Source organism: Myxococcales bacterium (genome assembly GCA_016716835.1).
Lineage (GTDB): Bacteria > Myxococcota_A > Polyangia > Haliangiales > Haliangiaceae > JADJUW01.
The window spans coordinates 2,172,797-2,192,847 of record JADJUW010000001.1; the positions used below are offsets into that span (position 1 = coordinate 2,172,797).

The 20,051-nt window shown below is 65.1% G+C and carries 18 protein-coding genes; 11 read left to right on the forward strand and 7 right to left on the reverse strand.

Going from position 1 to position 20,051, the window contains the following annotated elements:
* The first annotated feature begins 9 nt into the window (after window positions 1–9).
* From IPL79_09640 to IPL79_09670, 7 genes are read left to right on the forward strand one after another with little or no spacing between them, the layout of a single operon-like run.
* On the forward strand, window positions 10–825 hold the full coding sequence (locus IPL79_09640; GenBank protein ID MBK9071247.1) for a phosphatase: 816 nt from the start codon (window positions 10–12) through the stop codon (window positions 823–825).
* Window positions 826–860: 35 nt separating this feature from the next.
* Window positions 861–1,382 (forward strand): EVE domain-containing protein, encoded by a 522-nt coding sequence (locus tag IPL79_09645; GenBank protein MBK9071248.1) that lies wholly within the window; start codon window positions 861–863, stop codon window positions 1,380–1,382.
* Window positions 1,379–2,008 (forward strand): hypothetical protein, encoded by a 630-nt coding sequence (locus IPL79_09650; protein MBK9071249.1) that lies wholly within the window; start codon window positions 1,379–1,381, stop codon window positions 2,006–2,008. The genes IPL79_09645 and IPL79_09650 overlap by 4 nt, the downstream gene beginning before the upstream one ends.
* Before the next feature lie 49 nt (window positions 2,009–2,057).
* Window positions 2,058–2,966: an acyl-CoA desaturase gene (locus tag IPL79_09655; protein ID MBK9071250.1), complete on the forward strand. Its 909-nt coding sequence runs from the start codon at window positions 2,058–2,060 to the stop codon at window positions 2,964–2,966.
* 33 nt (window positions 2,967–2,999) lie between these two features.
* Entirely contained in the window at window positions 3,000–3,410 is a 411-nt protein-coding gene (locus tag IPL79_09660) for an HIT family protein (GenBank protein MBK9071251.1), read from the forward strand.
* On the forward strand, window positions 3,407–4,459 hold the full coding sequence (locus IPL79_09665) for an aminopeptidase (GenBank protein MBK9071252.1): 1,053 nt from the start codon (window positions 3,407–3,409) through the stop codon (window positions 4,457–4,459). Before IPL79_09660 ends, IPL79_09665 begins: the two co-directional genes overlap by 4 nt.
* A gap of 34 nt (window positions 4,460–4,493) precedes the next feature.
* Window positions 4,494–5,201 carry a penicillin-insensitive murein endopeptidase gene (locus IPL79_09670; protein ID MBK9071253.1) on the forward strand — a complete coding sequence of 236 codons (708 nt, stop codon included), beginning with the start codon at window positions 4,494–4,496 and terminating at the stop codon, window positions 5,199–5,201.
* Between the two features lie 7 nt (window positions 5,202–5,208).
* Here the strand turns inward: IPL79_09670 and IPL79_09675 are convergent, their stop codons facing one another.
* Both IPL79_09675 and IPL79_09680 read right to left on the reverse strand, forming a co-directional pair.
* Complete coding sequence (locus tag IPL79_09675) at window positions 5,209–6,495, reverse strand: FAD-binding oxidoreductase (protein ID MBK9071254.1); 1,287 nt, start codon at window positions 6,493–6,495, stop codon at window positions 5,209–5,211.
* Window positions 6,492–8,126 carry an FAD-binding oxidoreductase gene (locus IPL79_09680; GenBank protein ID MBK9071255.1) on the reverse strand — a complete coding sequence of 545 codons (1,635 nt, stop codon included), beginning with the start codon at window positions 8,124–8,126 and terminating at the stop codon, window positions 6,492–6,494. Before IPL79_09680 ends, IPL79_09675 begins: the two co-directional genes overlap by 4 nt.
* 103 nt (window positions 8,127–8,229) lie before the next feature.
* On the opposite strand from IPL79_09680, the gene IPL79_09685 reads away from it, so the two are divergent.
* Window positions 8,230–9,111 (forward strand): 3-hydroxyacyl-CoA dehydrogenase family protein, encoded by an 882-nt coding sequence (locus IPL79_09685; protein ID MBK9071256.1) that lies wholly within the window; start codon window positions 8,230–8,232, stop codon window positions 9,109–9,111.
* On the opposite strand, the gene IPL79_09690 is transcribed toward IPL79_09685, so the two are convergent.
* Window positions 9,081–10,655, reverse strand: coding sequence for an MMPL family transporter (locus tag IPL79_09690; protein ID MBK9071257.1), 1,575 nt, complete (start codon window positions 10,653–10,655; stop codon window positions 9,081–9,083). The two genes, IPL79_09685 and IPL79_09690, sit on opposite strands and share 31 nt — an antisense overlap.
* A 925-nt stretch (window positions 10,656–11,580) precedes the next feature.
* Window positions 11,581–12,414, reverse strand: a complete 834-nt coding sequence (locus IPL79_09695) for a M23 family metallopeptidase (protein ID MBK9071258.1) — start codon at window positions 12,412–12,414, stop codon at window positions 11,581–11,583.
* A 234-nt stretch (window positions 12,415–12,648) separates the two neighbouring features.
* Between IPL79_09695 and IPL79_09700 the strand changes: the two genes are divergently transcribed.
* Together IPL79_09700 and serA are read left to right on the forward strand one after the other, a co-directional pair.
* Window positions 12,649–12,999 (forward strand): hypothetical protein, encoded by a 351-nt coding sequence (locus IPL79_09700; protein ID MBK9071259.1) that lies wholly within the window; start codon window positions 12,649–12,651, stop codon window positions 12,997–12,999.
* 50 nt (window positions 13,000–13,049) lie between these two features.
* Window positions 13,050–14,285, forward strand: a complete 1,236-nt coding sequence (gene serA, locus IPL79_09705; GenBank protein MBK9071260.1) for a phosphoglycerate dehydrogenase — start codon at window positions 13,050–13,052, stop codon at window positions 14,283–14,285.
* Between the two features lie 21 nt (window positions 14,286–14,306).
* On the opposite strand, the gene IPL79_09710 is transcribed toward serA, so the two are convergent.
* The 3 genes from IPL79_09710 to IPL79_09720 all read right to left on the reverse strand — a co-directional run bounded on the left by IPL79_09710 (window position 14,307) and on the right by IPL79_09720 (window position 19,015).
* Window positions 14,307–16,502, reverse strand: coding sequence for a hypothetical protein (locus IPL79_09710; protein MBK9071261.1), 2,196 nt, complete (start codon window positions 16,500–16,502; stop codon window positions 14,307–14,309).
* Between the two features lie 207 nt (window positions 16,503–16,709).
* A complete protein-coding gene (locus IPL79_09715) occupies window positions 16,710–18,275 on the reverse strand; it encodes an NAD(P)/FAD-dependent oxidoreductase (protein ID MBK9071262.1) in 1,566 nt (521 codons plus the stop codon).
* Window positions 18,260–19,015, reverse strand: a complete 756-nt coding sequence (locus IPL79_09720) for a hypothetical protein (protein ID MBK9071263.1) — start codon at window positions 19,013–19,015, stop codon at window positions 18,260–18,262. The genes IPL79_09715 and IPL79_09720 overlap by 16 nt, the downstream gene beginning before the upstream one ends.
* 26 nt (window positions 19,016–19,041) lie before the next feature.
* On the opposite strand from IPL79_09720, the gene IPL79_09725 reads away from it, so the two are divergent.
* Complete coding sequence (locus IPL79_09725) at window positions 19,042–19,896, forward strand: TatD family hydrolase (protein MBK9071264.1); 855 nt, start codon at window positions 19,042–19,044, stop codon at window positions 19,894–19,896.
* Window positions 19,897–20,051 lie beyond the last annotated feature (155 nt).

Consider the following 20,051-nt stretch of genomic DNA (forward strand, 5'->3'; position numbering starts at 1 on the left):
ATCTTTTCCATGCGCATCGACCTGCACTGCCACTCTACCCGCTCCGACGGGACTGACGCGCCCGCCGTGGTGGCCGGGGTCGCCAAGACGTCACAGGTGTCGCTGCTGAGCCTGACCGACCACGACACCACCAGCGGCATCGCTGAGCTGTCGGCCTATCTCGCCGGTTCCACGGTCAGCGTGCTGCGCGGCGTGGAGATTTCATGCCACGCCGACGACGCGAGCGTTCACGTGCTCGCCTACGACACCGGCGACAACTGGGACGTGCTCGAGGCCTATTTCGCCGACGCCAAGCTCGCCCGCCGCGATCGCCTGCGCAAGATGGGCGAGAAGATCGCCGCCGCCGGGCTCAAGATCGACGTCGAGCGGATTATCAACGAGGCCGGTGAGCGGACGGTTGGCCGCCCCGACCTGGCGCGGGCGATGATCAAGGCCGGCTACGCCACCTCGTTCAAGGATGCCTTTACGCGCTATCTCCACGACGGCGGCCCCTTTGACGTGCAGAGCCACCGCCTGCCCTTGGCCGAAGGCCTGGCGCTAGGCCGCGCGGCGGGCGCCAAGATGTCCCTCGCGCATCCACACTTGCATGGCGCCGCGGCGGAAAGCCTGCTGCGCGCCAACAAGGACGAAGGCCTCACCGGCATCGAGGCATATTATGGCAGCTACGGCCCAAGCGAACGCCAACGCTTTGCCGAGATGGGCGCCTCGCTCGGCCTGGTCTGCACCGCCGGCAGCGACCGGCACACCGCCCACGACGGCAACCTCGGCATCATCCTCGACGATGAGGTCGCACGGCCGCTGCTGGCGTGGCTTGGCCGCGGCTAGTGCGCCGACAGCGCCTGGCATGCTAGCGTGGCGCCATGGCCACACGGCGCCAACATTGGCTGATGAAATCTGAGCCCGAGGCTTTTGGCATCGCCGATTTGGCGCGCGTAAAGCGCGAGCCATGGACCGGCGTGCGCAACTACCTGGCGCGCAATTACATGCGCGATCTAATGCGCGTGGGCGACGACGTCCTCATCTATCACAGCAATGCCAAGCCCACCGGCATCGCGGGCCTGGCGCGCATTGCGAAGGTTGGCGTGGTCGATGCGACGCAGTTCGATCCCCAAAGCCCCTACTATGACGGCAAGAGCACCCCCGCGGCGCCGCGTTGGCATTGCGTCGAGGTCGAGTTCGTCGCGCAGTTTCCGCAGGTGCTGGAGCTGGCGGCGCTGCGCCACGTGCCTGGCCTCGCGGGCATGGTCCTGCTGCAAAAGGGAAGTCGCCTCTCGGTGCAGCCGGTCAGTTCGTCCGAGTTTCGGATTATATGTTCGCTGGCCCAGGCTAGCACAAGCGCCCGCCCGTCCGCCGCGATGGCGCGGCCGCGGAGCGCGCGATGACCGCGACCGCCGCGCCGGCGTCGCCCGAGGCCCGCGATGCCTTGGCCGCGATCCACGCCGCCGAGGTCGCGCTCGTTGCCGCCGCCGGGCACTGGCACGCCGCCTCCGTCGCGCCTGCCTGGGCCTATGCCGTCGTTGCCTCGAAGTTTTTGGCGGCCTCGTCGCCGCATTCGCTTGGGCTTTATTGGGATCATGAGGCGTGGGCGGGCGCAAACCTCGCGGCCTCGGTTGCCGGGTTCGCGGCGGTGTTTCACCCGCGCGACGTCCGCGTCGTCGCTACCCGCAGCGACGCCGCGACAGCTCCGACCATCGCGCCGCCGCCGCGCGCCGTGCGGTATCGCGACGTCATGGCCGCCGATGTCGTCATGCACGTCGGCGATGCGCCTGAGTTGGTGACGCCGCGCGGCGGATCACATGTGGTGTGGGTGAGCGCCACCCCGCCGCCGTTTGCGCCGACGCCGACACGCCCCACCGACATTTTCGCCGCGGCATCGCTGGGCGCCAGCGAGGCGTGCGCGGCGCTTCCGCCCGGATGGCAAAAGCTGAGCGATATCGTCGCAGGGCGCATCGATGGCCGACAACTGGACGAAATCACAGTGACGTGGCTGTGCATCAACGACGCCTAGCATGCAGCGGCAGCTGCCGCCTCGCGGCGCCTCGTGCTACACCTGCGCCATGCTGCCGTCTGCGACGCTCGCCGAGCCCATAGACTACGAAGAGGTCGTTCCCAAGGCGCGCGCGCTGCCTTGGTACATCACCTATTTCAAGCCGCTCGCGCTGCCCTATTGGCTGCTGCACGCCCTGGCGGTGGTCGGCCCGATCATCACCATTGCGCAGGATGGCTGGCGGTGGGGCAATCTCGCGATGACGGCGCTCGTGTATGCGGTGGCGATGTTCTTTGTCACCGGCGGCTACCACCGCTATTTCGCCCATCGCACCTACAAGGCCTCACGCGCGGTGCAGCTCGTGCTGGCGCTCGGGGCGCAAGCCACCCTGCAGAAAGGTGCGCTGTGGTGGGCCGCGCATCACCGCCATCACCACAAGGCCAGCGACACCAAGGGCGATCTGCATTCGGTGCGGCAAAGCGGGTTTTGGTGGGCCCACATGGGCTGGATCTTGAGCACCGACTTCGACGAGACGGATCTATCCAAGGTCAAAGACTTGGCGACCTTTCCCGAGCTGGTGTGGCTCAACAAATACTGGGTGCTGCCGGGCCTGGCCTATGCGGCGGCGACCTTTTGGCTCGGCGGCTTTAACGGCCTGGTTTGGGCGTGGGCGGTCCCCATCGTGCTCAATTGGCATGGCACGTTTACGATCAACTCGCTGTCGCACGTGTTTGGTCGGCAGCGCTACGCAACGGGCGATGACTCGCGCAACAACCTGCTGCTCGCCATCATCACGCACGGCGAGGGGTGGCACAACAACCACCACCATTACCAGGTCTCGACCCGCCAGGGCTTTCGTTGGTGGGAGATCGATGTGACGTACTACGCGCTACGTGTGCTTAGCTTAACGCGCCTGGTGCACCACCTACATCCGGTGCCTGCCCACATCGTGCGCGGCGAACGCAAGCCCGGGCGTTGACATCGCGAGGCGCCGGGCCCTAAGCTGCGGTCCATGGCCGAAACCGTGTTTGACAAGATCTTGCGCGGCGAGATTCCGTGCCACCGCGTCTATGAAGACGCGCACGTGCTCGCATTTCTCGACATCAATCCGCTTTCGCCGGGCCATACGCTCGTGATCCCCAAGGAGGCCGCGGCCACTATCGATGCGCTTTCGGACGAGTCGGCCGCCGCGATTGGCCGCGTGCTGCCAAAGCTTGCCCGCGCGATCATGGAAGCTACCGGCGTGCGCGCCTACAACTTGTTACAAAACAATGGCGCCGGTGCGCACCAAGCCGTGTTCCACGTGCACTTCCATATCATTCCCAAGTACGAGGATGGCCGTGGGTTAGCGCTGAACTGGCGCCCCGGCGCCATCAGCGACGCCGACGCCATGGCAAATAAAATTCGCACCGGGTTAGCGTGATGACGCCACGCCATGCGCTATGGCTGGCTGCGGTGGTCAGCAACTTGCTGACCTGGAGCGGATGCCTGACGTCGCGCTATCTCATGCAAGCGAGCAGCGGCCAGTTTGATCTGCTGACGCGAGCTCGCCCTATCGACGAAATTCTCTACGACCCGGACGTGCCGCTTTCCACCCGCGAGCTGCTGGCCGAGCTGGACGAGCTTAAGACCTTTGGCCGCAAGGCGGGCCTGCGCATCAAGCGACAATATCTCGACTATGTCGAGGTCGCGCCCGAGGCCACGGTTTGGTTCGTCGGCGCCGCGGACCCGCTTAGCTTCAAGAGCCGGCGGTTTTGTTTTCCCATCGCCGGATGCTTTACGGGCTTGGGCTGGTTTGATCTCGATGAAGCTTTGATCTACCAAAAAGAAATGCGCGCCAAGGGCTACGACGTGTTTGTCCGCCCGGCGGCCGCCTACTCTACGGGCGGCTGGTTCCCCGACCCGGTCACCTCGGCGATGCTGACCAGCGGGCCGTCGAGCCTAGTCGACCTCGCCAATGTGATCTTTCACGAGTCCGTCCACGCCACGGTGCTGATTCACGACCAGATGTTTTTCAACGAAAGCTTTGCTGAGTTCATCGGCGATGCCCTTACCATCCAATACTTCAACGCCAAGCACGGCGAAGGTAACCCGCTGGTTGCGGAATTTCTCGCCGACGAGGTGTGGCGCGAAACCCGAGTGCAGCGCCTGATGGCGACATACAAGGAGCTCGCGGCGCTCTACGCGGGCACGGCATCACGCACGGATAAATTGGCCAAGAAGGAAAAAATTATTGATGCCCTGGTCGCCGATCTGCGCCTGCAACGACGCCCCAACAACGCGTCGCTTATTGAGGTGCGGCTCTATAAGGGCGGGCAAGAGCAATTTGCCGCGGCGCTGACGGCCTGTGGCACCGTGCCGGCGCTCTTGCGCGCGTCAAAGCGCCTACGCAAGCGCGATTTTAAGACGAGCATGCAGGAAGACCTCGCACCTGTCGCTACCCGCCTGGTGGCGCTGTGCGGGAAAAAATAGCGCCCATGGCGTGCCGGGGTGATATTCTAAAGCCATGGCGGCTTCTCGCGTCCTGACCACCTCGGCCTGGCTTGCCATGGCCGTGGCGGTGATCGCGATGCCCGCCGAATCGGCACTCTCGTCGCCGGCGGCCACCTTGCCGGCAAGCGTCGGTGCGCCATGGTTTGGCGAGCTTGGGCCGGGGGCCGTGCGCCTCGCCCCTGGGCCAGGTTTTACGATCCGGCGCCCCGAGCGCACGTGGGGCACACCGTCCACCGTGGCGCTCGTGCAACGCGCGCTCGCCAATATGCACGCCTCGCGGCCCCTCGCCCATACCCTGGCGGTTGGCGACCTGTCGGTGCGGAGCGGCACAAAAATTACGTTGCACCGCTCGCATCAGACGGGGCGCGACATTGATCTCGGATTCTACTATGCGGCGCGGCCAAGCAATTATCCGCAAGACTTCGTGGCGGCGACCAAGGCAAGCCTCGATCTCCAGCTGACGTGGGAGTTACTGTGGCAATTCCTTTCGCTGCGCGACCAAAACGGCGGCGTCGCCACCGTGTTTGTCGATTATCAGGTGCAGCAGTGGCTGTTTGAATATGGCGAGTCGATCGGCGTGCCGCACCAGGTGTTGTACGAGACTTTCCAGTATCCGCGCGGCATCGGCGCGCCCGGCGCGATCGTGCGCCACGTGCCCGGCCATCTCGACCATTTTCACATTCGCTTTGCCTGTCACGAAGCCGATTATTTTTGCGAGTAGGTGGGGCCTACACGCTCGTCGGCACGTCGGCGTCGGCGTGATCGGCTTGCTTGCCGGCGCCCAGCGCGCTGGCGAGCGCGGGATAGAAGACGTGGCGCGGATCGAGGGCCGTGCCCAAGGCGTTGCTGTAGGTCGCAAGATGATCGGGCAGCGCGCCCAGCAAGACGCCACCCGCCGCGGCCGCGGCGGCGAGCACGCGGGGGCGCACATCGGCCGGCGCCTGCGGCCCAAACGACACGAACAAAATGGCGCCGTTGGCGTCAAAGCGCGACACGTGAATGCGCGGCAGGACGTCGCCCGCTGCCGCGCGCACCGCCTGGTACACCGGCTCGATCCGACGCGGCGAAGCGGTGATTTGCAGCGTCGGCGCCGCGACCGGCGTTGGCTCATTGGCGTAGAGGCGTTTCCACCATAGCTCGGCGTGGGCGGCATTGGCCGCACCACCACCGTTGGCGATCACGGCGCTGGCCATGAGCTCACAATCGCACGTTGCCATCTCGAGGCTGCCCGAAGCGGTCATGACCATGAGGCATTCGCCGTCGGCCACGGTACCGTCGCCGAAGTGAACCGCGGCCTCTTGTGCATCGTAGAGGCGCAGCCCGCTCGGCGCGATTTCCTCGCGCAGCGCCAGGTACACCGCCGACACCGCGGCCTGCAAGGTCGGCAGCCGGTAGGCAACGAAGAGGCGCTTCTCGGGCCGGTGATGCACGCGCAACGTTACCGAGGTCACCACCGCCAAGGTGCCTTCGCTGCCGCAGACGGCGCGCAACGGATCTGGCCCCGCGGCGCGACGAGGCACCGGATCCGCATGCACCAACCGACCGTCGGAAAGAACATAGGACAAGGCGAGCACGGCGTCTTCGAAGAAGCCATGCCGCATCGACGACTTGCCCGGCGTGCGCACGCTGACCATGCCGCCAAGCGATGAGCGCAACACCGCGGGCGGATAATCACCAATCGAGAGGCCGCGCGCGAGCAATAAGCGCTCGAGCCCGACACCGGTGAGGCCGGCCTGCGCGCGCACCAGCATGCTGACCGGATCGAGCTCAAGCACCGCCTGCATGCGCGCCAGCTCAAGGGCAATGACGGGGCTGCCCGCCATCCCAAAGTGGGTGCGTGCGCCCAGCGGCACGATTTGCAGGCGGCGCGAAAAGGCAAATCGCACCAGCTCGACCACCTCTTGCTCGCCGCCGGGCTGGACCACCCATTGCGCGTCGCGAGGTTGTACGTTCGCCGCGCCGACGATGGCGGCGAGCTCGGGCTGCAGCGAATTAGGGGGAGCCGTCGGGGTCATAAGCCAGCTCCGTGTGGCCTGGGCAAGGAAGCGATGCTGGCCTGGGTGTCATGCTTGCCGGGATTCATGATCCCCGCGGGGTCAAAGGTCTGCTTGACCGCGCCAAGCACCGCCATGGCCTGGCGATATTCACCTGCCAAGTGCGCGCTCTTGAGCAAGCCAACGCCATGGTGATGGCTCATCGTGCCACCTGCGGCCTGCGCCGCGGCGATGCCATCGCGCCAAATCGCGTCGTAACGCGCGAGCGAGGCCTCGCGCGAGGCAGCGCGCGCGGTGAACGTAAAGTAGATCGAACAACCCTCGTGATACGCGTGCGAAAAATGCGCCATCACGAGGGCGTGCTTGCCCAGGGCCGCGGTCACCGCGTGATACATCGGCAGCAGGCGGTCCCAGGTTGACGCAACCTCCATCGTGTCGACAAACGCGCCCTGGACAAAGATTGGCGACATCTTGTAGGAGACGGCGTAGCGATGCGCCAGCCAGTGCAGGCCGGGCGCCTCGCCGCGATCAACGGCGCCCGCGGCCATGAGATGCGCGATGCCAAGCCGCGCCTCAACCTCGGTGCGCGCGGCCGCGCCCTCAAACCCGATGATGCATTTGCAGCTGCCGCCGCGCGAAAACTTCGCCGCGCCCGCGACGGCGGCATTGGCGAGCTTTGGATGCGCCAGCGCGGTGGCGAGCAAGCGCGCCGCCAAGCTGGGTTTGCCAGCCAGTTGGGGTTGAGCTTGCATGTGCACGTCGGCATCTGGCGCGACCACCGCCCCAGGCCCCGCATCAGCATGCTTGTGGCCAAGCGACACCGATCCCAAAAATGTATCGGCGTCGTCGTAAAGGCGCACGACGGCGGGTCTAAAACCTGCCTGCATGAGCGTGCGGATTGCCTCCGTCCCTTGCGAGACGCTCGCGAAACTAAAGCCGCGGTAGACGCGTAGCTGTGGCGCCGGGGCCAAGCGCAGGCGCGCCGACGTAATGATGCCCAGCGTGCCCTCGCTGCCCAGCAAGAGGTGGTTCCAGTTGGGGCCACGCGTGGCGCGCTGTAAGCCGTCGGTCTCGATCACGTCGCCGCGCCCCGTGACGACGGTCAACCCGAGCACGCGGTCTTCGATCTTGCCGTACTTGGTCGAGAGCTGACCCGCGGCGCGCGTGGCCAGCCAGCCACCAAGCGTCGAACAATAAATAGACGACGGAAAATGCCCCAGCGTAAAACCCCGCCGCGCGATGCTGCGTTCGAGCCGCTCCCCATTGATGCCTGCGTCCGCCGACACGACAAGCTCGTCGTCGTCGATGCGATGCACCCTGTCCATGCGTTTGACGTCAACCGTGATGCCGCCGTTCACCGGCACCACGCCGCCGCACACCCCTGAACCACCGCCGTAAGGAATGATCGGCACGCTCGCGGCCAACGCCACCTTGATGATTTGCGCCACCTCTCGCGTCGATGCCGGCCACACCACGAGATGCGGTAAGCGCGCGAGCCGGTGGCCCTCGCCTTGTTCAAGCAACAACCTCGGCCACATGTCGCGGCCATAGACCCGTCGATCAGCATCGGTGCTCGACACCCAGCGCGGGCCACAGATCGCCTCGAGCTCGCGCCGCAATGCTGTGAAGTTGGGCTGGGCCGAGGCGGGCATGTTGCGCGGCTGTAGCCTAGCACAAATCACGCGCCTGGCATTTGCCTGCAAAGTTTGAGATCACGTTCAAAAGGCGCCTTCGCCCTCGTGTTAGCCTGCCGGCATGACGGCGACGACGACGACCATGAAGCGAGTTGCGGTGATCGGCACCGGTACGATGGGGCGCGGCATCGCGCAGGTAGCCGCGAGCGCGGGCGCGACGGTATATTTGTACGATCAAGCGCCAGCCGCGCTGGCAAGCGCGCACGCGGCAATCACCGCAGCGCTGGACAAGGGCGTGGGGCTTGGCAAGGTCACCGCAGAGGCGCGTGAGGCGACGTTATCGCGGCTGCATTTGGAGAGCGACTTGGCCGCCGCGTGCCAGGGCGCCGATGCCGTGGTCGAGGCGATTCCCGAGGAGCTAGCGCTCAAGCAACGTGTCTTGGCCGAGGTTGAGGGGTACGTCGCCCCCAGCACACTGCTGGCGACCAATACGTCGTCGTTGTCAATCGCCGCCATTGCGGGGCCGCTGGCGCGTCCTGAGCGCCTGCTCGGCATGCATTTTTTTAATCCCGTCCACATCATGAAGTTGGTTGAGGTGGTGACGCACGCCAAGGTCGCGGCCGAGGCGGTAGCGCGCGCGACCGCGTGGGCGAGCGCGATGGACAAAACGGCCATCGTGGTCACCGATAGCCCTGGCTTTGCCTCCAGTCGCCTCGGCCTTGTCATCGGGCTCGAGGCCATGCGCATGGTGGAGCAAGGTGTCGCCTCGGCCGGCGACATCGACACCGCGATGAAGCTCGGCTACGGCCACCCGATGGGGCCGCTTGAGCTTACCGATTTGGTGGGACTCGACGTGCGCCTCGGCATTGCCGACTACCTCACGACGACGCTAGGGCCCGCCTTCACGCCGCCGCAGGTGCTACGCGATTTAGTCGCGCAGGGACACCTCGGCAAAAAGAGCGGCCGGGGCTTTTACCGCTGGGTCGACGGCCGCCGCGCATAAGTGCGAATGACCGCCGGGACGACCAAGAGTGATACCAAGAGGCAACACAGCTCGCCAAGCAGCGAGAGCACGCCAAAGCCGCGGATGGACTGGTTGTCACTTACCAGCAGCGAGCCATAACCGATGATTGTGGTCAGCGAGCACACAAAGACCGCGGCGCCGGCCGTGGATATTAATGTGTCGTCGGGCGCGCCGTCATCGCGCTGCGTCGCCAAGTTGATGCCGTAGTCGATGCCCAGCCCGAGCGTCATCGGCAAGACGACGAAATCGAGAAAGGTGATGCGAAAGCCTGCCAGCGCGCAAATCGCGATGAGCAGGAGCGAGCCGAGCATGGTCGAGACGAGCACCGCCACGGCGCGGCGATTAAACCCGACCACGCCGAGCAACATCACCATCACCAAGGCCGTGGCCAACAGCGCCACGCGCGGGGCATCGCGGCGAAGGGTATCTAAGATGTCGGCCAGAATTACCGCGGCGCCAGACGCCGCGACAGGGCTGCCGTCAGGCAACTTGACCGACCTAATCGCGTTGGCATAGGCAAGCAGCGTGTGGCCATCCCAGTCGCCGATTTCGCGATAGGGCTGGACCGCGAGCACAAGCCCGACACGACCGTCGCGTTCACGCAGGCTAGCCTGAATGCTGGCAGGCAGGTCCCGCGGCTCCAGCGCGGCGAGGTCTGCGGCGGGGCGGAGGGCCTCCAGCGAGGCGCGCTCGCTATCGGGGAGCTCGGCCAGCACCGCGGGTGAAATGATGGTGCGAATCTCTTCGATCAGCGCCAGCTTCGCCACCTGGTCGCGCGGCAGCACCGAATACAGCGAGGTAACTGGACCGAGCAAGCGTTCGGCGTCGGGCTTGCCCGCGTCGATCTGTTCGAGCCCGGTGACGATCGGCAAGACCTGATCGATTGAATCGGCGACGATAAACGACTGGCCGGCGAAATTGCGGCCAAGGGCAGCCTCTAGCTCCTGCATGAGCGCGCGCGCGCGGAGCGTGTCCTCGCCAATGCCCCGCATTTTCTGCAAGCGATACTCAAAGGGATCGTTGGCGATGTAGCGCCACGCGAGCAAGCCTCCGCCAAGCGCCAACCCCGCCACCACGGCGATCGTGGCGCGCAGCGAGAGCAGTGAGGTACCCCGCGCCAAAAAACGCGCCAAGGCCGGCTCTTTCGGCGTTTGCTTGGGCAAGGTGGCGAACCGCACCACGAGCGCAGGCAAGAGCATGTACGTCGCGATCCAGCAGATGAGCATGCCCACCGCGCCGATGACCGCGAAATCGGCGAAGCCGCGAAAGCTCGTCGCGGCGAGCGATCCATACGCGATCGAGGCGCCGAGCGAGGCCACCATGGTGGGGCCGATCGTCAGGGTCATGGCAGCCTGCATGGCGCGCTGGATGTCGACATCACCGCGGCGCGCCTCGTCGACAAAACGCCCCAACAAGACGACGCCGAAATTGACGCCGTTGCCCGCAATGATCGACCCCAGAAACGCCGTCGCCCCGTTGAGGTAGCCGACGGTGAGCGAGGCCGCACCTTGCGACAGAATCACGGCCCAGATCAACACCGCGGATAAGACGGCAAATAGGCGGACGCTGCGCAAAAAACCAGATGAGGCACAACGCGACGAGCAGCCCCGTAATGGCCCCGGACATCACCATGCCGCGCAACAAGACCGCCTGCTCGAGCACGCCATTGACGAGCCCGCCACTGCGGCCAAGCTTTACCTGCGGGCTGGCGACCCGATCACAAATAGCCTGCAGCGCCGTCACCAGTTGCTTGCCTCGCTGTGGGTCTGTCTTGCCGAACGTCGGCAGGACGGCGATGTAGCCCGTCAGCCCGTCGGCACTCACATAGGATGATGACGCCAATTTCTTAGATGCCTCGGCTTGTCGTTCCTTGAGCGCGCTGATGCGCGCCTCAAGCGCCGCCGCCTCGCCACCCTCGGCATCGCCGAGGTCGTCGGCGAGATCGATAAATAACGGATTGGCCTTGAGCTTGGCCGCATTGATTTTTTCGCGCAAGACATCGCGAATTTCGATCAGGTTGGCCAGCGGCACGTAGAGCGGCCCATGCGCCTCGATAAATTGCCGCAGCTCAAGGTCGTCGGCATAGACCGCCGCGACCAACGCCGGGTCGACGCGGCGAACCGCTGCCAAGGCCGCCTCGGTGGCCTCCGCGCGCGCCTGCGGCGAAGCGGCTTGGATGACGATGTAGGCGCCCTCTTGTTGCACCAGGCGCGCCTCGATCGCCCGCAGCGCGACCACTGATGGCGCGTTGGGTGGCAGCAAGTACGAGAGATCGGCGCGGATCGGCAGGCGAAACGCGACGAGATACAGCGCGCCGAGCAAAAGGCCGAGGCTGCCCGCGACGAACCAGCGCCAACGCGGCACCGACCATGCCAAGTAGCGCGCAACCAATCTTGCTCGACGTTCGTGCACGCGATTTAATCCCAAACAGCCGTTAACGGCCTGATCTTACCAAACGCGCGCGCCACTGCCGCCAGCCGTCGCCTTGCGCTTGTCCGAGCGCGACGTCAAATTCGCCTTGCGCGCGGGGCGGTGCGATGCCGCTTTGGCCGCCGCACGTCCACGCCGCGCCGTCGGCGGAGGTGAGTGCTCGTCTTCGAGGTCGCCCTGAACGTCGGGGGCCAGCTCCACCACGAGCTTATTGGCCTGGTCGGGCTCCGTGCGTTGCAGCCCGGCGATGCGCAGGGCGATCACGGGATCAATCGCCCGGCCGTCAATCCGGACTTCGAAATGAAGGTGGTTGCCGGTCGCGCGCCCGGTGGCACCGACCTTACCGATCTGGTCGCCAGCGGCAACCCGGCTGCCTTTTTTGGCGTCAAACGCACTTAGGTGGGCGTACCGGGTGGAGAGCCCGTCGCCATGGTCGACATATATGACGCGGCCATAGCCGGTTTGACGTCCGGCGAAAACCACCGTGCCGGCACCGGCTGCGTAGACAGGCGTGCCCTTAGGTGCGCGATAGTCGCGACCCTTGTGAAACTTAACTTTGCGTCGGCGAACCGGGTCCTGACGCCACCCATAACCCGAACTTTCGACCCCAGGAACCGGGGTTAGCGAGAGCGGCTTAAGGTCAGCGACGCGCCACGAATCGGCTTGCGAAGGCGTGCCAGATCCAGGAATTTTGTCTTTCTTTTCAGAATCTTGGATTCCATCGACCGAACTACCGTGACGGATGGTGGTGCGCGAAATCGCCACTCGCTCACCGGGATTTTCAGCCAGCAGCCCACGCGGCGTCAGACAAGCCGCTAGTGAAATGCCTACCAGTATGTGAGTTACCTTCATGGCGATAGCGGGCAGTGTCTTACCCATCCCGCGCGAGATCAACCCAAATATGTCCCCAATCGATAGCATGAATGACATTCCGGCTCTAAGTGTTCAGTAATGCGACCAATTCGCCGCGCGATAATTATTGTACTTGGGTTGCTAGGGGCTTTGTCCAGCGTATTTGCGGTTGTCTCGCTGAGCTGGTGGAACTTAGAAAATATCAGAATTTTACCTAGTAAAACTTTGCATTGCTTGGAGTCGCCATGCATCGAGTCAAACCATCGATGGCTTGAGCCCAGCGACCTTTGGCTCCGCCTCGCGGCGGCCGTCGACTTGTCCGCCTACCTGCTTGCCCTGGGATGTATCGCGGTTGCCGCCGCCGCCGCCGCAGGCCGTAACTCGACGCTCATTAACCGATGGACGTGGGCCGCAGCCGCCGTCGCACTTACGACGACCATCGCATTTCTGAGCCTGGCACCATCGCTGACCTCGGGCCATGCCGGTTGGGGCGCGCTCGCCTTGATCGGCGCCGCAGTCATCGCGTCGGTCAGCGCGGCGTTGAGCCGCCATAAGGTGGCGTTGTCACCCTCACCCGGCGTGTGAAAGCCGGAAGGCGCGGTGGACGACGACGCCGCTTTTGGCAATCATGCGCCGTGACGAGTCGCCCGGCCACCTCTTTTCCTAAGTCGCAAATTCAGATCTTGCTGCTCGAAAATATCCACGCCTCGGCCCAAGCGGCTTTTGAGCGCGAAGGTTTTTCCGTCAAGGCGATCAAAGGCGCGCTGAGCGAGGCCTCGTTGTGCGAAGCCATTACTGACGTCCACGTGCTCGGCATTCGCAGCAAGACGCAGGTCACCCCCGCCGTGCTCGCCGCCGCGCCGCGCCTGCTTTCGATTGGCGCGTTTTGTATCGGCACCAATCAGATCGACCTGGCGGCCGCGGCGATGCACGGCGTGCCGGCGTTCAACGCGCCCTTCTCGAACACGCGCAGCGTCGCGGAGCTGATCTTGGCAGAGATCGTCGCGCTCGCCCGCCAACTAGGCGACCGCAACGCCGAGGTCCACCGCGGCGAGTGGAAAAAGGTTTCCGCGGGCTGCTACGAGATTCGCGGTAAGACGCTTGGCATCATCGGCTACGGGCACATTGGCGGCCAGGTAGGCGTGCTGGCCGAAGCCTTCGGCATGCGCGTCGTCTACTACGACATTGCCAAGCGCCTCCCACTGGGAAATGTGCGCCACGCCGATACGTTGGCCGAGGTGCTGGGGCAAAGCGACTTTGTGACGCTGCACGTACCCGAGACGCCGCAGACCCATCGCATGATCGGCGCGGCCGAGCTCGCCGCGATGAAGCCAGGCGGCTACTTGCTCAACGCGAGCCGCGGCACGGTAGTCGATATCGACGCGTTGGCGGCGGCGCTGACGCGGGGCCACCTCGCCGGCGCGGCGGTCGATGTCTATCCCAAGGAGCCCGAGACCAACGCCGAAACCTTTGAAAGCCCACTGCGCGGCCTGCCCAATGTTATTTTGACGCCGCATGTTGGCGGCTCTACCGAAGAGGCGCAGGCCGCGATTGGCCTCGAGGTGAGCGCGTCGCTGCTCGGCTTTATCAACGCGGGCCACACCGCCGGCGCGGTTAACTTTCCGCAGGTCGAGTTGCCGCCAAGCCAAGGCGCGCATCGCATCTTAAACGTGCACCGCAACGTGCCCGGCGTGCTGGGGGCGATCAACAAGATCGTGTCTGACCTCGGCGCCAACATTCGCTCGCAGGTGCTCGCCACCAATAGCGACATCGGCTACCTCGCGATGGATCTCGAGCACAATGTGTCCGATCAGGTGCGGGCGCAAATCGCCGCGCTCCCGACGAATATCAAGACACGCATTTTGTATTGAGACGCGAGTGTGAGCGCGCGTTCAGCGTTGCATCAGCATCACCAACGATTTCGGCGGCACGCGGTAATCGCCGGCAGCCGCCGGCGCGACGCCCGCGATCGCATCGACGCGCACGCCATCGGTGACCACCTTCCACTCGCCCGCAGGCAAATCAAAGTGCGCCCACTCGGTCTCCTCGGAGTTGGCTAGCACGATGACATTGGGCCAGGCGCCACCACCCGTGGGAGGCACGGCATCGGCGGGCGCCTTGATTTCAAAGCCAAACCAGGTATTGCGCGTGCCCTGCTTCGGCGTCAACCACGTGACGTCGCGTGAGGTGAGCGGCTGGTTGTAGCGAAAATACGGCGTGGTGGCGCGAAATTTCAGCATGCCAGCCGTGAAGGAGAATTCGGTCGCCTGCGTCTTGATGGCGGCCCATTTTTTCTGGCCGCGAATTGGATTGTCGTAGAGGTTGGGCGGGCCGTCTTTGCTGCGCATTATTTCTTGGGCCTGCCCGATCATCACGGGACCTTGCGTGATAGCGAGCAAGCCGAGCGCCAACCGCGCGCGGGCCGCACCACCCGGGCCAACCAAATCGCCCACCGTTTCCTCGTCGTGGCTCTCGATATATTTCATGGTGGCCGCGGGCGTGGCGCCGATGCCAAAGGGCCGGACGTTGCCCGCCACCACGGTGCGAATCTGATCGAGGTTGCCGTGGCCGAGCACGAAGGCGCGCGCGGCCTCGCGGAAGGAGTCATCCCACGATGAGATGGGGAGGCCGTCGCCCGCCTGCCACTGCGTGCGGCCATCTGCCGACCACGGCTCGCCGGTGGCCAGCGCCTTGCGACTGCCGGGGCGACGCGCGGGCGCCTTGCGGCCTGGTGTGCCGCTGAGGCTGTCGTCACTGCGGACGTACAACCGCGACGCCCTGCGGATCGTGCCGCGATCGATCATCGCCGCGAGGTCGTCGCGAAAGCCATCGACGTGAAAATGTTCGCGCCAATAGCGCTTGGAGTCGAGAATAAGCTTGCGCACCATCGGGTTCTCGGTGGCAGTTTCGTTGCCGACGCCGGCTCCGTTGGCGTACTGGCCGTCGGCCGTGCGGCGATAGTGGTAGTTGCCGTCGAACATGCCAAATTGTGGCGCCTGGGTCGCCGTGTGGTTGTAGACGACGTCCATCATCACCGCGATGCCAGCCTTGTGGTACTCGTCGACGAGGTGCTGAAAATCCGCTGGCGTCCCGTAGCGCTCCGCGGCCGCAAAATAGCCGCTGGTCATGTAGCCCCAATGCTTGCCTTCAACGGATTGCATGATCGGCAAGAGCTGGATGGCGTTGACGCCGAGGTCTTTGTAGTATTTCACGACCGCCGGGTGGGCCATGCCCTTGAAGGTGCCGCGCAGCGCGGCCGGCACAGGCGCCGACCCGTGGTTAGTCTCATCGCCAACGTGGAGCTCCGCGATCACCCAATCGCTCGGAGCCTTGGGCGGCAAGAAGCCTTGATCGTTCCAGCGATAGCGCAGATCGACGAAGCGCGAGGGGCCGGCATCGCCAGTTTGCGCGTGGCCATACGGGTCTGCGATGGGCCTGCTGCCGTCGAGGATAAACTCATAGCGCTGTCCCGTGAGCTGCGCGGGCGCGCCCGCGGCGACCGACCACACGCCATCGCGGCCGGGTATCATGCGCAGTTTCTTGCCACTGTCGATGAGATGTAGCTCGACCTGCTCGGCGTCGGGCCACCACAATTTCACTTCTGCGGTGCCGGCGTCGAAATCTAGTGTTGGCCCCAGGACTTGGTCTGAGACCAAGAATTTGGCCTGCCGCTTGGTCCACGGCCGCTTGTACGGATCTGCCGCCTTGGCAGGCTCGGTGCGCTTGCTGCCTTTGCCATGCCCAGTGGGCTCTAGCTTGAGCGTGGTGATCGTGCGCGTGAACGTTGCGTCTTTAATCGGGCTATCGACTTCGGTACGTCGCACGACGCTGCCATTTGTTTCGGTCACCTCGATGGTCTTGCCCTGTGCATGCCGCTCGGCGCCGCGAAATTTCGATTTGGCCGCGTCGAAGGCTTCGGCCGGCAAGACGAGTTCGCGCTTTTCAACGGAGGCGCTATAGGTCTTGGTCTTGCGCGTTTGCGGCTGACCACGCGTGCTAGTCGGCTTGGCCTTGGGCGACGCGTGGCCGAGGTCCACGGCTACGACTGGCATGACCAGCGCTGCGCAGACCACGGCCGTTGCCAACATTGCCAATGGTGAGAGGGGCTGAGCGAGCGGCATACGTGTTCTTGAGGGCTAGTCGCGCCGCGGCGTTTGCGACGGCTGGAGCTGTACTTTGCACATGGCGTGCCAGGTGAAGCATCGGCGCTTGCACGCGCTAGGGCACCAACCCAACGCTGCCTGCGATCCTGCCAACTCCCAAGCTGGGGCCATGCAACCCCACCCGCGCTCGATCTAACCCCGTGAGAGTCTATGCGCAACGCGCACGCCGTCGAGCGCGGCGCTGACGATGCCACCGGCATAACCGGCGCCCTCGCCGCATGGATAGAGCCCGGCAACGGTAGGGCTTTGCAGTGACTCGGCATCGCGCAGCACGCGGACCGGGCAAGAGGTTCGCGATTCGACGCCGACGAGCACAGCTTCTTCCGTCACGTAGCCGCGCATTTGTTTGCCGAAGATGTGCAGCGCGTGGCGGAGCTTGTCGGCGATGGGCAGACGCGTCGCGGCGAGCACGTCGGCGATGTTGGTCGCGGTGAGGCCTGGCTCGTAGCTTGAGCGCGGCAAGGTGGTAGAAGCGCGCCCGGCGAGAAAATCGGTGACGCGCGTAGCGGGCGCCTTGATCATGCCGCCGCCTGCGATCAGTGCCGCGCGCTCGAGCATGCGCTGCAGCTCCACGCCGGCGAGCACGCCGTCGCCCAGCCCCGCCGTCGCAAAGTCTTGCCGCTCGACCGACACCACGAGGCCTGAATTGGCAAACGGCGAATCGCGGCGCGACAGGCTCATACCATTGACCACCAGGCCATCGGTTTCGGTGGCGGCCGGCACGATCCACCCGCCTGGGCACATGCAAAATGAGAACACGCCGCGATCGCCCGGCGGCGTATGCACGAGCTTGTACGGCGCCGCGCGCAGCTTGGGATGGCCCGCCGCACGGCCGTATTGGATTTGATCGATGAGCGGCTGCGGGTGCTCGATGCGCACGCCGAGCGCAAATGGCTTGGCCTCGCAGGCCGCGCCGATGGCGAGCATAATGTCAAAGACGTCGCGCGCGGAGTGGCCGGTGGCGACCACGACGCGGCTGGCGGCGAGCGTTTCGCCGCTAGCGACCATGACGCCTTGCACTGCGCGGGTGGCGGCATGGACGGCGATGCTGGCGACCTTGGCCTCGAAGCGAAATTGCACGCCGCAGGCCTCGAGCCGCTCGCGCAGCGCGGTGATCACCTTGGGCAGCCGGTTGCTGCCGATGTGCGGCCGCGCGTCGACCAGGATGTCCGCGGGGGCGCCATGCAGAAACAACGTCTCCATGACGTCGCGCACATCGCCGCGCTTGTGCGAGCGCGTGTAAAGCTTGCCGTCGGAATACGTGCCGGCCCCGCCCTCGCCAAAACAATAATTGCTGTCGGGATTAATCACGCCGTGTTGCGTCAGGCCCTTTAGGTCGCGGCGCCGCGCCTGCACCTGCTTGCCGCGATCAAGCACGATCGAGGCGATGCCTTGGCGCGCCAATTCATAGGCGCAAAATAGTCCCGCCGGGCCGCCGCCGATGATGACGACTGGGTCACCCGAGACGGCGCGAGGCAACGCGCCGCCCATTGGCAACGATGAATCTTCTAGCGCGCCGAGCGTGAGATGAAACCGTACGTGACCGCGCCGCGCGTCGATGGCGCGACGCTTGACCTCGAGGCGGGGCACCTGATCGAGTGGGATGCCGAGCTTGCGCGCGACCTTGGCGCGTAGATGCTGCTCGCTGTCGGGCTCGGCGAGCTCGAGCTCGCATTCAATTTCTAACGACGGGTCCATGCGAAATGGCGCCTTACGGCTGCGGTGTAATGGTTTTTTCGACCTTCAGCGACACCTTGGCCATGTCCTGCTTTGAATCGGCCTGGACCGTGAGACGCGATGGCCAACCGGTGCGGGTGTCGAGGACGACGGCACCTGAAATCGCGCACGTCGCTCAGCTCGGGCGAGATAAGCTGCCATAACTGGCGGCTGCTAGGCACCTGCCGCGTCGTGCCCGGCTGCCACACGCCGCCAAACAACGACTCCAGCGCGCGTGGCGAGACGTACAGCACGGCTGGCCGCGTGTTGTCTCTAAGTTGCCAACCCATGTTGGATGATTCCACTTGCAGGCCGTCGGCGAGCGTCCAGGTGCCCGTTAGCGTTTGGTCGCTGGCCTCCCCGTTGACGTCCTTGCACTGCACGTCAAATTTGGTGATTTGCGCGCCACTGAGCGCGACGAGCTCGTGTTCACACTTCGCCGAAAACGACGCGCGGTCGGTGCGAGATTCCCCCGTGCCGGAGATAAGGTCACGCGCCGTTTCGCGCGAAAGCATGGTGGCAATTCGCTGCCCTGGCTGGTAAGTGCTCAGCGAAAACTCGTAGGCGCCCGTAGCAGACGAGGCAGGCGATGAGGCCGCGCCGCGCGTCGCCTGGGGTTTCGCACAAGAGGCGCCAACGAGCAGCGTCACGACGGCCACCAACCCGACGCGCAGGACAACGCCACATGGCAGGAAGATGCGATTAAACGCCGCTGGCTTCATAAGGGCTCCAATGTATCATAGGACGCATGATTGATACGCATTGCCATCTCGATGTCGATGCGTTTGGCGACGATCGCGGCGAGGTGCTCGATCGCGCGGTGGCCGCGGGCGTCACCGGCATCGTGGTTCCCGCGCTGATGCCGGCGACCTGGGCGGCGTTGCTGCAGTGGCCGTCTGGGCACGCGAGCCACGCAAGCGACGGCGAACGCCCCGGGCTCGCGCTTGGCTGCGGCCTTGGCATTCATCCGCAGCTCGTTCCCGGGTTGGCGGCGTGCGACCGCCTGACCGCCGATGAGTTGCATGACCGCATGGTGCTAGCTCAACAGCGCCCCGCCGCGCTTATTCCCGTCATCGCGCTCGGGGAAACCGGGCTCGACGGCGGCACCGCGGACATGGACGCCCAAATCGAGCTGCTGCGCGCGCACGTTCGCGTCGCGCGTGCGGTGCGCCTGCCCGTCATCATTCATGTGCTGCGCGCCCACCACCTCGCGCCGCGCGTGCTGCGCGAGGAAAAGGTGTGGGAATGCGGCGGTGTCATGCATTCCTATAGTGGTGGCGAGGACCTGCTGCCAACGTATCTCGAGCTGGGCCTGCACATTTCGTTGGCAGGCCCGGTGACCTATGAGCGCGCGCATAAGCCGCGCCGCGTGGCGCAGGCGGTGCCGCTCGACCGGTTATTGCTCGAGACCGACGCGCCCGATCAAACGCCGACGCCGCGGCGACCGGGCCGCAACGAGCCGGCCTTCCTGCCACTCATTGCCGCGGCGATCGCGCAGGCGCGCGGCTTGCCCGACGCGGACCTCGTCGCTGCCACGACCGCAAACGCGCTCCGTCTGTTTCCGGCGTTAACTCCAATGCCGATACCGACTCGCACGCCCTGAGGGCCACCGAATGGGTAACTCGCTCGTTCGCGCCCCCGATGCATCCCGGCTGCCTGGCTCGCGGTCCGCCAGCCCTGCCCGGCCCCTGCCATCCGCCGCAGTTTCCGCCTACCATTTGCCATCCACAAATTGTCTTCCTTGCGAAGACGGTTTGT